The following is a 13,618-nucleotide window of genomic DNA, read 5'->3' on the forward strand; positions in this document are numbered from 1 at the left end:
AGAACGTGTCCTTCCTCTCCCCGCACCCCTCACCAACACCTTCTGCTGGGCGCTGGGCCGATCTGACGGACCATGCGCCTCGCCTCCGTGCGCCGAGGCCACTGCAGAAGCAGGCTCGGGACAGACGTATGGAAGCTGGCAGATCGGGCCAGTTCCGCGGCAGCCCGGTTCAGGCCCAGGGGACGGAGCCCCCTAGGACTGCCGATCCGGGATCAGCCCCCTTCGCGGGAGGAGAGCTGCGCCACCTGCTGCCGCATGGCGTCCAGCAGGGCGGAGACGCGGCCGCCGTTACGGCCAATGACCGAGGCGTACTCGCTGCGGGTGGTCAGGCGCAGGGAGGTGCCCTCCGCGATCAGGTCCACGATCCGGGGCTGCCCGCCCACTTCGCTCACGCGCCAGTCCAGGGAGACGGGGGCGGCGTTCGGCCGCTCCACCACCGTGTTCACCAGCGCGTCGTCCTCCGTGCGCTGCTGGCTGCGGCCGAGGGAGAAGCGCACCCCCTGATACTCGCCGAAGCGGGCGGAGAGGTTGCGGATCAGCACCTCCTCGAACAGACGCATGTACTGGGCCTGCTCGTCCGGGGTGGCCTGGCGCAGGTAGCGGCCAAGAATGAAGCGGCCCACCCCCTCCACGTCCACCGCACGGCGCAGGATGGCGGCCACTTGGTCGCGGCGCTGGGCAACGGCGCCACGGCCGTTGATGGCAGCGACCAGTTCCTGGCCCGTGGCCTGGATGAAGGCCGCCGCGCGGGCCGTGTCCACCGGCTGGGCGGAGGCGGGGAAGGCCCGCGCCATCGCCAGCGCGGCGCCGGCGGCCAGGAGGGTGCGTCGTGCGATCATCTCGTCCGAGGTCTCGTTCTGCTATGCGGCACGGGCCGGCCCTTTCGGGCGGCCCGCTCGCAGATGGTTTGCTGGCGTTGCCGCCTCAACGTCCCCTGAACGCCGGGGGGCGTGTTCCGTTCCCTTTCGCCGCCCCCCGGGGGCGCGGCTCAGGGCTGCGGGGAGCGGGGCGTGCTGTCCGGCAGGCCGGTGCCCAGCCCCTGCGGCGCGGCGGGGGTGGCGCCAGGGGTATTGGCGATCTCCCGCGCCCGCTGCTGGCGATAGGCGCTTCGGAGCGTGGCATAGGGGTCCAGGCTGCTGCGCTGCACGTCGTCCAGCGCGTCCAGCAGGCCTTCCCGCGTGCTCACCACCGTCACCCCGGCCCGGGCGTAGTTGGCGATGTCCATCGCGTCCGGGTGGCCGAAGGTGAGCCAGGTGAGGGGATCGGCCGCGATGCCGACGCCGAAGCCCAGCAGGTCGCGCGGATTGCTGGGGCCGAGGATGGGGATGAAGAGGTAGGGCCCTTCCTCCACCCCGGCCACCGCGAAGGTCTGACCGAAATCCTCCGTGTGCGGGGGCAGGCCGAAATCCCGGGCCACGTCGATGAAGCCGCCGACGCCGAGGGTGGAATTCAGCAGGAAGCGTCCCAGCGTCTCCCCGAAGCGCTGCGTCTCGCCCTGCAGGGCGTCGTTCATCGCCACGACGGGGCTGCGCAGGTTGCTCAGGAAGTTGGAGATGCCGGTGCGGACGGGCTGCGGCAGCACGGCGCGGTAGCCCACGGCCACCGGGCGCAGCACGGCCGTGTCGATGGCCTGGTGCACGTCGTACATCGCGCGGTTCCAGGGCTCGATCGGATCGTTGGTGGCGCGGAACTCTTCCTGCGCCTCGCGGTCATCGGCTGGGGGGCGCGTGGCGCAGCCGGACAGGGCGGCGCCGGTCAACACCAGGGCGAGGGCGGCCGGTGCCAGGCGGGGCAGGAGAGAGGGGCGCATGATTCCAGGGCTCGGTTCACGTTCCACGTAGCACCTGCAGCATGGCAAGTGAACTGCCCGGTTCAGTTTGCCGGCGCCTCGGGGGGCGCAACCTCGCGTGATCTGCGGATCCCAGGCCTCTCCGGCCCACGCCGGTCCTGACCGGGGGCGAGGTGACCCTGGGACGCGGCCCGCCTCAGCCCTCCAACCGCAACCGCCGATAGACCGGGCGCAGCAGGAAGGGGCTGAAGAAGAGCGGGAACTGGCACAGGGCGAAGAAGAGCAGGATCAGAGGATCCGTCGCCGCCGGCAGCACCGCGAAGTAGAGCGCCATGTTCCGGTTCCCCGAGAGAAGCCCGGCCGAGAGCGCCACCCTCTGCCCCGCAGGCCGGAAGGCCAGGGCCGTGGCCGCGTTCAGCCCGAAGGACCCCGCGAAGGCCAGGGCCAGCCCGCCCAGCACGAAGCCCGGCGCCGCGAGCAGCCGCGCCAGCACCCCGTCCATGATCCCGAAGCCGTAGAGCACGACCAGCAGCACCACGGTCCCGTCCACGGCCCGGCCCCAGCGGTCCAGCACGGACGGCCGTACCACGCGCCGGATGAGCAGGGAGATCGCGAGCGGCAGCGCCACCAGCAGCGCCAGACGCCCCATCAGCGCGCCGATCGAGATGGAAAGGTCGATTCCCAGCAGCCCCAACGCCAGGGGCGGGGCAGTGAAAGGCACCAGCAGGGTGGCGAGCACGGCGACGACCAGGGAAAGTTCGCCGTCCAGCCCCACCATCCGCGCAAAGGCGGGCGAGGAAATGGCCGAGCAGCCCGTGGCCATGATCACCAGCCCCGCGGCCAGGGATCCGTGAAGCCCCATGGCCCATGCCGCCGCATGGGCCAGCACCGGGCAGGCCAGCAGGATCCAGGCGAGCAGCGCCGCGACCAGCACGGGACGCCGAAGGTAGGAGAGCACCTGCGCTGGGTCGATCCGCAGGAGAACGAGCGTGGTGAGGCAGGCGACTACCGGCCCCACCCAGTCCCGCAGCGCCGCGGCCAGGGGTGGCGTCAGCAACCCCACCACGATCCCCGCCGCTAGAAGCACCCCCCCCTGCCGGGCACACCATTCCAGGCAGAGGCGAAGCGGCAAGCGGCGGTTCCCATCACGGCCCCGGCCTCTTCTGGTGGCGCGGGTTCGCGTCCCGTTCTATAGCCGCCCCCGTGTTCCCGCCAGCCCAACCCCCCGCACCCTTCCCCGAATCAGGGACTGACTACCTCGCCAAGCTCAACCCCGAGCAGCGCGAGGCGGTGGAGACGGTGGACGGCCCGCTGCTGGTCCTGGCCGGCGCCGGCACGGGCAAGACGCGGGTGCTGACCACCCGCTTCGCCCACATCCTGATGACCCGCCGCGCCTTCCCCAACCAGGTGCTGGCCGTCACCTTCACCAACAAGGCGGCGAAAGAGATGCGGGAGCGCGTCTCCGTCATCCTTGGCCGCCCGGCGGAAGGGCTGTGGCTCGGCACCTTCCATGCCCTCTGCGCGCGCATGCTGCGGCGGCACGCGGAATATGTCGGCCTGACCTCCTCCTTCACCATTCTGGACACGGACGACCAGATGCGCCTGCTGAAGCAGGTGATGGACGCCGCCGTGGTGGACATCAAGCGCTGGCCCGCCCAGGGCATGATGGCGGTGATCCAGCGCTGGAAGGACCGCGGCCTGACACCGGCCCGCGTCTCCCCCGCCGAGGACAGCGACTACGCCAACAACAAGGCCCGCTCGATTTACGAAGCCTATCAGTCCCGCCTGAAGGACCTGAACACCGCCGATTTCGGTGACCTGATGCTGCACATGACGGAGATCCTGCGCACCCAGCCGGACGTACTGGCGCAGTACAACCGCATGTTCCGCTACATCCTTGTGGACGAGTACCAGGACACGAACACCGTGCAGTACCTGTGGCTCCGCCTGCTGGCGCAGGGCCACCACAACATCTGCTGCGTGGGCGACGACGACCAGTCCATCTATTCCTGGCGCGGCGCGGAGGTGGAGAACATCCTGCGCTTCGAGAAGGACTTCCCCGGCGCCCGCATCGTGCGGCTGGAGTCCAACTACCGCTCCACCAAGCCCATCCTCGCCACCGCCGCGCATCTGATCGCGAAGAACGAGGGGCGGCTGGGCAAGACCCTCCGCTCCGGCCGCAACGACGCGGAGGGCGAGAAGGTCCGCGTCGTCTCCCTCTGGGACTCGGAGGAGGAGGCCCGCATGGTCGGCGAGCGGATCGAGCAGGCGCAGCGCAAGGGCGTGTCGCTCGCCGAGACCGCCATCCTCGTGCGCGCCGGCTTCCAGACGCGTTCGTTCGAGGAGCGGCTGATCACGCTCGGCATTCCCTACCGCGTCGTCGGCGGCCTGAAATTCTATGAGCGCGCGGAGATCCGCGACGCGATGGCGTACATGCGCGTGATGCACCAGCCGAGCGACGACTTGGCCTTCGAGCGCATCGTGAACACCCCGAAGCGCGGCATCGGCGACGGCGCGTTGCAGCAGATGCACATGGGCGCGCGGGAACAGTCCATCCCGCTGGCCATCGCCGCCGAGCGGCTCTCCCGCACGGAGGCGCTGCGCGCCAAGCCTCGCGCCGCGATGCGCGAGCTGTTCGACGGCTTCGCCCGCTGGCGCGCGCTGATGCAGAAGGACGGGCACGTGGTGGCGGTGGCCACCATGCTCGACGAATCCGGCTACACGGAGATGTGGAAGCAGGACAAGTCGGCCGAGGCGCCGGGCCGGCTGGAGAACCTGAAGGAGCTGGTCCGCGCCATCGGCGAGTTCCCCACGCTCGAAGGCTTCCTCGAGCACGTCGCGCTCGTCATGGAGAACGACGAGAACGCGGACACCGAGCGCGTCTCCCTCATGACGCTGCACGCCGCCAAAGGCCTGGAATTCGACCTCGTCTTCCTGCCGGGCTGGGAGGAGGGGCTCTTTCCCCACCAGCGCGCCCTGGACGAGGGCGGCACCAAGTCGCTGGAGGAGGAGCGGCGCCTGGCCTATGTCGGCATCACCCGCGCGCGGAAGATGGCGGTGATCAGCCATGCCGCGAACCGCCGGGTCTACGGCAACTGGTCCGCCGCCATCCCCTCCCGTTTCCTGGACGAGCTGCCGGCGGACCAGATCGAGCGCGAGGGCGGCGGCGGCGCCCAGCGCGCGCGGTTGGCGGACGCGCCGAGCGTCTTCTCCGGCGGCGGCATCTCCTCCTACCGCCCGCGCGTGATCGAGGCCGGCGCCTGGGAGGTGAAGGAACGTCCTGCGCGCGCGGATGCCATGCGGGTCGGTCAGCGCGTCTTCCATCAGAAGTTCGGCTATGGGCGAGTAACGGCGGTTGAGGACAACCGCCTGGAAGTCGATTTCGAGAAGGCGGGCACGAAGCGCGTCCTCGACAGCTTCGTGGAGAAGGCCTGATGTCGCGGCACCACCCGCAGAACCTTGAGACCGTCTGGATTGAGGACCTCCCGGAGGAGGCTGTTCCCGCCGTGGAAGCCGCCTTCGAGCGCGCCTGCCGCAGCGTCGCCCTGTTCCTTAACGAGGAGACCGACACCTGGCGCGTGGAGGGCGTGCGGGAGGAGGGGACGAAGGAGGATGACCTCACTGCCGCCCTCGCCCTGGCATCGCTGACGACCGGCCTGGACCTGACGCCCCAGCGCGCGCCGGTGGAGTCGGAGGGCTGGCTTGCCCGCACCGCCCAGTCCTTCCCGGAGCAGGCCATCGGCGGCCGCGTGGTGATCCGCCCCACCCACCTGCCGGACCGCAAGCTCTGGAGCCGCACGGTGCTGAAGCTGGATGCCGGCATCGCCTTCGGTTCCGGCGAGCACGCCTCGACCCAGGGCTGCCTCATGGCTCTCGAGGGCGTGGCGCGGCGCATGAAGGGGTTGCCGAAGGACCGGCTGCGGATGCTGGACCTCGGCGCCGGCTCCGGCATCCTCGCCATGGCCGCCGCCTCCGCCCTCCATCGCCGCGTGCTGGCGACGGATATCGAGCCCTGGTCGGTCCGCGTGGCGAACCAGAACGCCGCGATGAACGGTCTGAAGACGCTGGTCCACTCCATCCTCGCCGATGGCTGGAAGAACCCCGCCGTCTCGAAGGGGAGCTACGACCTCGTCTTCGCCAACATCCTGGCCCGGCCGCTCTGCGCCATGGCGGGCGACATGGCGCGCCACCTGCGCCCGGGCGGCACGGCGATCCTCGCGGGGCTTCTCGGCAAGCAGGCGAACTGGGTGCTGGCCGCGCATCGCCGCGGCGGGCTGGTGCTGGAGCGCCGCCTGAACATCGGCCCCTGGACGACGCTGGTGCTGCGCAAGCCGGGCTGACGGATCAGCAGGGCGCGATCTCGACTGTCGTGCCCGGCCCGCAGCGGCCCAGCAACTCCACCAGCGCCGGCCGCTCGATCGAGACGCAGCCGAGGGTCGGCCCCCAGTCCGGGGCGGCCACATGCAGGAAGATGGCGCTGCCCAGCCCCGGCACGGGCGGCGCGTCGTTGTATCCGATCACCGCGATCACGTCGTAGAGTCCGTCCTCCCGCCACAGCTCCTCGTGGCTGCCGTTGAAGGGGAGCGTGACCGGGCGATTGTATTCCGGCCGCGCCGGATCGTCGCACCACCCGTCGCTGGGCCGCAGCGCGCGGCAGGGCAGGGCGGTCTGCACCGGCGGCAGGCGGTCGGGCCGGTAGAGCACCTCGCGCAGCGGGAACAACCCGGCAGGAGAGGCCTTGTCCCCCTCCCGCTTCTCGGCCCGGGCGCCGGCCGCGCCGATGGCGCAGCGAAGGGCGACATCCCCGGCGAGCAGCCGTCCGCGATCCGGCACGACCAATCGCTCCAGCATCGTCCCCGCCCGTGGGCGGACGGGAATGGCAAACCCCGCCGCACCGGCCCCAGAGAGCAGCAGCGGGCGCCGCCCCAGCACCGGGGAGGCCCGTTCCTCGCGCGTCGTGCGGCACTCCATGCGACACCCCCGTCTTCCGGCGACACCATCGGGCGTCGCACCCCACGAGGCTAGATCCGCCTCACGGTGCTTCCGGATCACATCGCTGTCGGGAGAGGCCCAAAACAGCACCGGCCCGCCATGGCGCCTCGAGGGGGGAGGCGGCGCCAGGCGGGCCGGGCATCGGAACGGCGAAGAGGTTTGGGGGAACTCGCCGCCCCGGTACTCGATGGAAGCGGCCGTCAGGCGGCGGCGTGCTTCCGGAAGCGGTCATTCGCGGCGGCCGGCGTCGCCACGGCGATCGGGGCCTCCACGCCGCGCGCGGGCGCCTGCCCGGCGAGCACGAAGGGAATGTCGGAGCGGGTCAGGCCGATATCGGACAACTCGCGGTCCGTGAGAGCGAGCAGCTCGGCCTCGGCCCGACGGCGCTGCATCCAGCCCGCGAAGCCGGCGAGCAGGCGCTGCAGCCCGGATAGCACGGCCGCGTTGCGGGCCTCGTTGGCCTGGCGCAGAAGCTCGACTTCGCTCAGCTGACGCATGTTGGCCGGGTAGGGCATCATCGGCGCGGGATTCTGCACCTGGGAGATGCGGGGGTTCATGATTGTCGTCCGTTGATCGGTGGCACCAACCGGCAGGCCGCCCTTGCGGCCCGTCCTTGGGTTGCCTTCGGTGAAGGCAATATGCGCTCGGGAAGCAGGCAAATGGCGCGTTGTTCATGTGGCTGAGCCATGCGTCAGACGCATAGAAATCTGGGGAAACATGCTGTGGTTAACGATCTGGTGACAAACCTGCCGCAAAAGCGTCTTACGGACCTCCGTTTTGAGATTGCGCGCGCCGGGGTGGACGGATTCATCATTCCCCGGGCCGACGAGTTCCTCGGCGAATACGTCCCTCCTTCCGGGGAGCGCCTCGCCTGGCTCACCGGCTTCACCGGGTCCGCCGGCCTCGCGATCGTCCTGCCGGACCGCGCCGTGGTCTTCACCGATGGCCGCTACACCACCCAGGTCGCCCAGCAGACCGATCCCACGCTCTGGGAGCGCCGGCACCTGATCGAGGAGCCTCCGGCCGCCTGGCTGAAGGCGCATGCCGCCGGCAAGCGGATCGGCTACGACCCCTGGCTGCACCCCCAGGCCGCGCTGGACCGCCTCGCCGCCTCGGGCGCCGAGCTCGTCCCGCTGCCCGCCAATCCGCTGGACGCGATCTGGACCGATCGCCCCAGCGCCCCCACGGCGCCGGCCGAGCCCTGGCCGGAGGAATTCGCCGGCCGCTCCTCCGCCGAGAAGCGCGGTGGGATCGCCGCCGCCCTGAAGGAGGCCGGGCAGGACGCGGTGGTGCTCGCCGATGCCCATTCCGTCGCCTGGCTGCTGAACATGCGCGGCGGCGACCTGGACCACACGCCGCTCGCCCTTGCCTTCGCCATCCTGGACGCGGAGGGAGCTGTCACCCTGTTCATGGACCCCGCCAAGGCCGGCCCGGCGCTGCGCGAGGCCCTGGGCAACGCCGTCTCCATCCAGCCGCGCGACACCCTGCCCGCGGCGCTTGCCGCACTGAAGGGCAAGACCGTCCGGCTGGACCCGGAGGCGACGCCCGCCTGGTTCGGCCAGGTGCTGAAGGAGGCCGGCGCCGACATCTCCTCCGGCGCCGACCCCATCCGCCTTCCCCGCGCCTGCAAGACGGAAGCGGAGCGCACCGGCGCCCGCGCCGCCCACCGCCGCGACGCGCGGGCGATGATCCGCTTCCTCGCCTGGTTCGCGAGGGAGGCCCGGCATGGCGAGCTGACGGAGATCGCCGCCGCCGACCAGCTCCTCGCCTTCCGCCGGATGGAGGACCGATTCCGCGCCGAATCCTTCCCCGCCATCGCCGGCGCGGGGGAGCACGGCGCCGTCATCCACTACCGCGCCACGGAGGCGAGCAACCGCACGATCCACCCCGACGAGCCCTTCCTGCTCGATAGCGGCGCCCAGTACCTGGACGGCACCACGGATATCACGCGCACCCTCTGGACCGGCCCCGGCCTGCCGCCGGCGGAACTCCGCACCCGCTACACGCTGGTGCTGCGCGGCATGATCGCCCTGGCCGCCACCCGCTTCCCGGAGGGCGTGGCCGGACCGCACCTGGACGCCATCGCCCGCCGGCCGCTGTGGGAGGCCGGGCTGGACTACGACCACGGCACCGGCCACGGCGTCGGCGCCTTCCTCTCCGTGCATGAAGGCCCTGCCGCCTTCTCCCGCAGCGCCGCCAACATCCCGCTGCAGGAGGGAATGATTCTCTCCGACGAGCCGGGCTTCTACCTGCCCGGCGCCTACGGCATCCGGCTGGAGAACCTGCTGCTCGTGCGCCCCGTCGCCGCCGCGCAGGGACCGCGCCGCTGGCTGCATTTCGAGACCCTGACCCTGGCCCCCTTCGACCGCGAGCTGATCGATGCCGGCGCGCTGGACCGCACGGAGCGCGCCTGGCTGGACGCCTATCACGCCCGCATCCTCGTGGAGGTCGGCCCCACCCTGGACGGCCCGACGATGGAATGGCTGCGCGCCGCCTGCGCCCCGCTGTGAAAACCCTTCCCCGGAAGGGGTGATGCTGCGAGCCTCCCGGAAAAGACCGGGAGGCGAACGATGTTCAGGACGGCCCTTTTCAGGATGGCCCTGGGCGGCCTGCTCGCCGCACTCCTCGTGCACGGCGCGCGGGCGCAGGAGGCACCTGCCTTCCCCGCGCGTCCCGTCACCATGGTCGTCGGCTTCGCGCCGGGCGGCCCGGCCGACGTCATTGCCCGCCTGATCGCGCCCGCGCTCGGCGCGGATCTCGGCCAGCCCGTGGTCGTGGAGAATGCCGGGGGTGCCGGCGGCTCCATGGGGCAGGGCCGCGTGGCGGCGGCCCGCGCGGATGGCCACACCATCCTTTTCGGCAGCCTCGCCCAGGCGACGATCCCGACCCTCCTGCCGAACCTCGCTTTCGACCCTCTGGCGCTGGAGGCGATCGGGATGGTGAACGAGGTGCCAATGGCCGTCATCGCGCGCCGTGACCTGCCGGCGGCGAACCTCGCGGAACTCGCCGCCCTGATCCGGCGGGAGGGGATGCGCCTGAACCTCGGCAATGCGGGCGTTGGCTCCACCAGCCACCTGTGCAGCCTGTTGCTGCTCTCAACCGTGGGCACGCCGGTGACGCTCGTTCCCTATCGCGGCAACGCGCTCGTCATGAACGACCTCATGGCGGGGAATCTCGACATGGGCTGCGACCAGACGACGAACAACGCGGAGCACATCCGCGCCGGCACCGTGCGCGCCTATGCCATCACCACCCCCGCCCGCGCCGCCGCCCTGCCGGATGTGCCGACCACGGGGGAGGCGGGGCTTCCGGCGATGCGGATGTCCGGCTGGAACATGCTCTTCGCCCCCGCCGGCACGCCGCGCCCGGTGGTGGCGCGGCTGAACCGCGCGCTGCTCTCGGCCCTGCGCGACGCGAACGTGCAGCAGCGCATGATGGAGCTCGGCAGCCTTCCCGCCCGCGACGAGCGCACGGCGCCCGCGGCCGCGCAGGCCTTCTGGCGCGCCGAGATCGCGCGCTGGAAGCCGCTGCTCGCGGCCTCCGCCGCGGGCGTGAACTAGGGCATCAGGTCTCCGCCCCGCCATTCACCGCGAGCATCTGGCCGTTGACGTAGCCGCCGCCCTCGCTGACGAGCATCTTCACCACCGCCGCTACCTCGGCCGGCGTGCCCATGCGGCCCACCGGCACCTTCGAGACGTAGCCGTGGCGGTGGGTCTGCACGCCCGGTTCGTCGTCGTCCGCCGCGATCGGGCCGGGGGAGATGGCGTTCACCGTGATCCCCTTCGGCCCGAACTCCTTCGCCAGCGCCTTTGTCAGCCCCCAAAGCCCGTGCTTGGCGACGGAGACGGGCGCGCGGCCGGCATAGCCGTGGATGGCGTTCATCCCCGTGAAGCCGACGATGCGGCCCCAGCCCCGCTCCACCATTCCCGGCAGCACGGCCTGGGCAAGCCAGACGGAGGCCTCCAGGTCCACCGCCATCACGCGGCACCAGTCCTCCGGCGTGATCTCCAGGAAGGGTCTGGAAGGGCGCAGCGCGGCGTTGTTCACCAGCACGTCCACGGAGCCGAACTCGGCCAAGGCCTCGGCGGCGATGCGCGCGCATTCCTCGCGCCGGCCGACATCGCCCATGGCCACCAGCGCCCGCACGCCGAAGCCCCGCACCTCCTCCGCCACGGCGTCCGCCGCCGCGCGGTCGGAGGAGCCGTTGACGACGACATCGAAGCCGTCGCCCGCCAGCCCGATCGCGACCGCACGGCCGATGTTGCGCCCCGCGCCGGTGATCAGCGCGGTCCTGCGGGCGATGGTGTTCATTCCCCGGCGTTCCCTCATCTTGCTTGCGAGTCCCGACCCTATCACCCGTCGCCCGGCTTGGCACGGCGGCGGCCGGAGGCGTGGATCGGGGCAGGGGAGGGGCGCGCAACCCGCGCTTCGCCCGCGCCGGCCACGGGCTTATGCACCGGGGATGCTCGCGACACTCGGCCTGGACCGCGCCGCCCTCCTCCACGGCCTCCGCCTCGCACTTGCGGCGGCCCTCGCCTTCGCTATTGCCTCGCTCCTGCAGGTCGGCAACGCCTACTGGGCCGCGATGCCGGTCTGGGTGGTCTCGCAATCCGCCCGCGGGCTGCTGCTGGAACGCGCCGTCTTCCGGATCCTCGGCACCCTGGTCGGGGCGGCCGCCGGCTTCGGGCTGCTGCGGCTGACGGGCGACCCCGTCCTCATGCTTCCGCTGCTGGGGATCTGGGTCGGCGTCTGCGCGGCGCTGGTGGGCATGCTGCGCGGCGTGCACGGATACGGCGCGCTGATGGCGGGGATGACGGCCGCCGTCGTCGTCCTGCCCTCCCTCCTGTGGCCGGAGCACGCCAACGCGCTGGCGGTGGCCCGCGTGGAGTGCACGCTGATCGGCGTCCTTACCGTCACCCTCGTCACCGGGTTCTGGACGCCGGATGCCCCGCGCCGCGCCTTCTACGCCCGGCTCAGTGCCCTGGCGCGGGACACGCTCTCCGTCGCCGCCGACCGGTTGCGCGGCCTCTCCTCGCCGGAGGTCGCGGTGCGGGAACGGCCGCTCATCCATGCGCTGGCCGGCGCCCAGGCGGAGGCCGGCCTCGTCTCCGCCGGTTCGATCGAGGGCTATCGCCGCCTGCACCATGTCGATGCCCTCGCCATCGCCGCCCTGGGCACCCTGGCCGCGGCCGGGTCGCTCGGCGCTGAACGACCCGGCCACGCCGAGAACACCGCCATGGCCGAGGCGCTGGAACGTCTCGCCCGCACGCCCATCGGCGCTCCCGGCGCCGAGTCGCTGCCCGGTTCGCTCCACCCGCGCCTCGCCGAGCCGCTTCACCGTCTCCTGCGCGCGGAGGCCGCCTTCGTCGGGGAGCCGGCCGCCGCCGATGCCCGCTCCTTCGGCCCTAAGGCCGCGCTCCTCGCCCCCCATGCCGACCCGGTGCTGGCGGCCGAGACCGGCCTCGTCGCCGGCGGCGCCACGGCGGCCGCCGGCGCGCTCGCGCTCCTCTCAGGCTGGCCGCCGGCGGAGCTGACGGCGCTCGGCGTCTGCATCTTCTCCATGATCCTCGGCACGCTGCCCTCCGCCCGGGCCGCGGCGCCGACGATGCTGGCGGGCGTCACCGCTGGGGTGGCCGTGGCGCTGCTCTACCGCTTCCTCGTCCAGCCGCATGTCGCGACCGTCCCGGTGCTGATCCTCTCCGTCCTGCCCTTCCTCCTCGTCGGCGGCCTGGCGCGCACCAGCCGCCGCACGGCCGCACCGGCGCTGGACGCCAACATGTGTTTCCTCCTCGCCAGCCAGGCCGTGCTGCCGGCCGTGACGGACCCGGCCGTGATCCTGGCGGATTCCGCCGCCCTGCTCCTCGCCATCGCCCTGGTCGCCGCGGCGGGCCTGCTGCTGCCGTCCCGTGCCCCTCGCCGCGCCCGCCGCGCGGCTCGTGCCGTGGGCGAGACCCTGGCCGCCATGGCCGCCCGCCCCGGCGCGTCGCCCGAGGCGCGCAGCCGGTCCGGCCGCGTCATGCTGCGCCTTGGCCTGCTGATCGAGCGCGCCATCGGCCCCGATCCCGTGCCTGGCGCCAGCCCCGTGGCCGCCTACGGGCTTGGCGAGGCCATCTTGCGCCTGCATGCCGCCGAGGCCGAGGGGGACGCCACGGCCCGTGGCGCCCTGGCCGCACTCGCCGGGATGCGAGCGGACCCTGAGGGCACCGCCGCCCGCCTGGAAGCGCTGATCCCCGCCGCCGGCCCCGCCGAGCCCGCCCTGCGCGACGCCGCTGCGGCGCTTCGCGCCAGCCGGCTCCTCGTCGCGGCCTGAGGCGCGAGCCCAGTCTGCGAGTTCACCCCTGAACTTCATCGTTGCTTCTGGAACCCGGGACCCGCTAGGGGAGTCCGGTCGTCCATCGATCGGGACGGCCACCACGGCTATTCGGAGTCGCCGATGTCGGACGAGAAGGAAGGCCCGCAGCGGCTGGAGTTGGACCAGCTGGACCAGGTCACGGGCGGCGGCTCCGGGATCTCGGGGACCGGCTTCAACTACCAGCAGATCGCGGACACGATGGGGCAGTCCATGTCCACCTCCGAGGCCTCGCTGCGCTCCTTCTCCCAGACCATGGACCCCGGTTCCACCGAGGACATGATCAAGCTGCAGAACCTGACGCAGCAGTGGTCCATGGCCACGGAACTGCAATCGACCACGCTGAAGATGGTGGGCGACGCGCTTAAGGGCATCGTGAACAAGGTCGGCTGATCACCGTCGGACGCGGCGCTCCCCGGAGCGTCTCCGGTCCACGCGAAGGCAGGCGATCCGCCTCGGCGCCGCCGGATAGCGGCACGGCTTCGCCC

At 72.0% G+C, this 13,618-nt stretch carries 12 protein-coding genes; 6 read left to right on the forward strand and 6 right to left on the reverse strand.

What is annotated here, in order from left to right; genetic code table 11:
- Positions 1 to 212: 212 nt before the first annotated feature.
- The 3 genes from J5Y10_RS11990 to J5Y10_RS12000 all read right to left on the reverse strand — a co-directional run bounded on the left by J5Y10_RS11990 (position 213) and on the right by J5Y10_RS12000 (position 2,921).
- Positions 213 to 839, reverse strand: a complete 627-nt coding sequence (locus J5Y10_RS11990; RefSeq protein ID WP_209373850.1) for an MlaC/ttg2D family ABC transporter substrate-binding protein — start codon at positions 837 to 839, stop codon at positions 213 to 215.
- Positions 840 to 988: 149 nt separating this feature from the next.
- Positions 989 to 1,810, reverse strand: a complete 822-nt coding sequence (locus tag J5Y10_RS11995; RefSeq protein ID WP_209373851.1) for an MlaA family lipoprotein — start codon at positions 1,808 to 1,810, stop codon at positions 989 to 991.
- A gap of 175 nt (positions 1,811 to 1,985) precedes the next feature.
- Positions 1,986 to 2,921 carry a hypothetical protein gene (locus J5Y10_RS12000; RefSeq protein WP_209373852.1) on the reverse strand — a complete coding sequence of 312 codons (936 nt, stop codon included), beginning with the start codon at positions 2,919 to 2,921 and terminating at the stop codon, positions 1,986 to 1,988.
- 71 nt (positions 2,922 to 2,992) lie between these two features.
- On the opposite strand from J5Y10_RS12000, the gene J5Y10_RS12005 reads away from it, so the two are divergent.
- Both J5Y10_RS12005 and J5Y10_RS12010 read left to right on the forward strand, forming a co-directional pair.
- Positions 2,993 to 5,224, forward strand: a complete 2,232-nt coding sequence (locus tag J5Y10_RS12005) for an ATP-dependent helicase (protein ID WP_209373854.1) — start codon at positions 2,993 to 2,995, stop codon at positions 5,222 to 5,224.
- Positions 5,224 to 6,129, forward strand: a complete 906-nt coding sequence (locus J5Y10_RS12010) for a 50S ribosomal protein L11 methyltransferase (RefSeq protein WP_209373856.1) — start codon at positions 5,224 to 5,226, stop codon at positions 6,127 to 6,129. Before J5Y10_RS12005 ends, J5Y10_RS12010 begins: the two co-directional genes overlap by 1 nt.
- A gap of 4 nt (positions 6,130 to 6,133) precedes the next feature.
- Here J5Y10_RS12010 and J5Y10_RS12015 read toward each other — a convergent pair whose 3' ends face one another.
- Positions 6,134 to 6,760, reverse strand: a complete 627-nt coding sequence (locus tag J5Y10_RS12015) for a L,D-transpeptidase family protein (protein ID WP_245214610.1) — start codon at positions 6,758 to 6,760, stop codon at positions 6,134 to 6,136.
- 221 nt (positions 6,761 to 6,981) lie between these two features.
- Positions 6,982 to 7,338 carry a DUF1127 domain-containing protein gene (locus tag J5Y10_RS12020; protein WP_245214611.1) on the reverse strand — a complete coding sequence of 119 codons (357 nt, stop codon included), beginning with the start codon at positions 7,336 to 7,338 and terminating at the stop codon, positions 6,982 to 6,984.
- A gap of 129 nt (positions 7,339 to 7,467) precedes the next feature.
- Here J5Y10_RS12020 and J5Y10_RS12025 point away from each other — a divergent pair, with 129 nt between their 5' ends.
- Both J5Y10_RS12025 and J5Y10_RS12030 read left to right on the forward strand, forming a co-directional pair.
- Positions 7,468 to 9,291, forward strand: a complete 1,824-nt coding sequence (locus tag J5Y10_RS12025) for an aminopeptidase P family protein (protein WP_209373858.1) — start codon at positions 7,468 to 7,470, stop codon at positions 9,289 to 9,291.
- A 60-nt stretch (positions 9,292 to 9,351) separates the two neighbouring features.
- Complete coding sequence (locus tag J5Y10_RS12030) at positions 9,352 to 10,341, forward strand: tripartite tricarboxylate transporter substrate-binding protein (RefSeq protein WP_245214612.1); 990 nt, start codon at positions 9,352 to 9,354, stop codon at positions 10,339 to 10,341.
- A gap of 4 nt (positions 10,342 to 10,345) precedes the next feature.
- Here J5Y10_RS12030 and J5Y10_RS12035 read toward each other — a convergent pair whose 3' ends face one another.
- On the reverse strand, positions 10,346 to 11,092 hold the full coding sequence (locus tag J5Y10_RS12035) for an SDR family NAD(P)-dependent oxidoreductase (RefSeq protein ID WP_209373860.1): 747 nt from the start codon (positions 11,090 to 11,092) through the stop codon (positions 10,346 to 10,348).
- A 151-nt stretch (positions 11,093 to 11,243) separates the two neighbouring features.
- On the opposite strand from J5Y10_RS12035, the gene J5Y10_RS12040 reads away from it, so the two are divergent.
- Both J5Y10_RS12040 and J5Y10_RS12045 read left to right on the forward strand, forming a co-directional pair.
- Complete coding sequence (locus tag J5Y10_RS12040; RefSeq protein WP_209373862.1) at positions 11,244 to 13,091, forward strand: FUSC family protein; 1,848 nt, start codon at positions 11,244 to 11,246, stop codon at positions 13,089 to 13,091.
- A 123-nt stretch (positions 13,092 to 13,214) separates the two neighbouring features.
- Entirely contained in the window at positions 13,215 to 13,523 is a 309-nt protein-coding gene (locus J5Y10_RS12045; RefSeq protein ID WP_209373864.1) for an EscF/YscF/HrpA family type III secretion system needle major subunit, read from the forward strand.
- Positions 13,524 to 13,618 lie beyond the last annotated feature (95 nt).

It is taken from the genome of Roseomonas indoligenes, assembly GCF_017813365.1.
In the GTDB taxonomy this organism is placed as follows: domain Bacteria; phylum Pseudomonadota; class Alphaproteobacteria; order Acetobacterales; family Acetobacteraceae; genus Roseomonas; species Roseomonas indoligenes.

Bases quoted from the DNA above. Each gene is read 5' to 3' on its own strand.
- J5Y10_RS11990 (WP_209373850.1), bottom strand. From the start codon at position 839: ATGATCGCACGACGCACCCTCCTGGCCGCCGGCGCCGCGCTGGCGATG.
- J5Y10_RS11995 (WP_209373851.1), bottom strand. From the start codon at position 1,810: ATGCGCCCCTCTCTCCTGCCCCGCCTGGCACCGGCCGCCCTCGCCCTG.
- J5Y10_RS12010 (WP_209373856.1), top strand. From the start codon at position 5,224: ATGTCGCGGCACCACCCGCAGAACCTTGAGACCGTCTGGATTGAGGAC.
- J5Y10_RS12015 (WP_245214610.1), bottom strand. From the start codon at position 6,760: ATGGAGTGCCGCACGACGCGCGAGGAACGGGCCTCCCCGGTGCTGGGG.
- J5Y10_RS12020 (WP_245214611.1), bottom strand. From the start codon at position 7,338: ATGAACCCCCGCATCTCCCAGGTGCAGAATCCCGCGCCGATGATGCCC.
- J5Y10_RS12025 (WP_209373858.1), top strand. From the start codon at position 7,468: ATGCGTCAGACGCATAGAAATCTGGGGAAACATGCTGTGGTTAACGAT.
- J5Y10_RS12030 (WP_245214612.1), top strand. From the start codon at position 9,352: ATGTTCAGGACGGCCCTTTTCAGGATGGCCCTGGGCGGCCTGCTCGCC.
- J5Y10_RS12035 (WP_209373860.1), bottom strand. From the start codon at position 11,092: ATGAACACCATCGCCCGCAGGACCGCGCTGATCACCGGCGCGGGGCGC.
- J5Y10_RS12040 (WP_209373862.1), top strand. From the start codon at position 11,244: ATGCTCGCGACACTCGGCCTGGACCGCGCCGCCCTCCTCCACGGCCTC.
- J5Y10_RS12045 (WP_209373864.1), top strand. From the start codon at position 13,215: ATGTCGGACGAGAAGGAAGGCCCGCAGCGGCTGGAGTTGGACCAGCTG.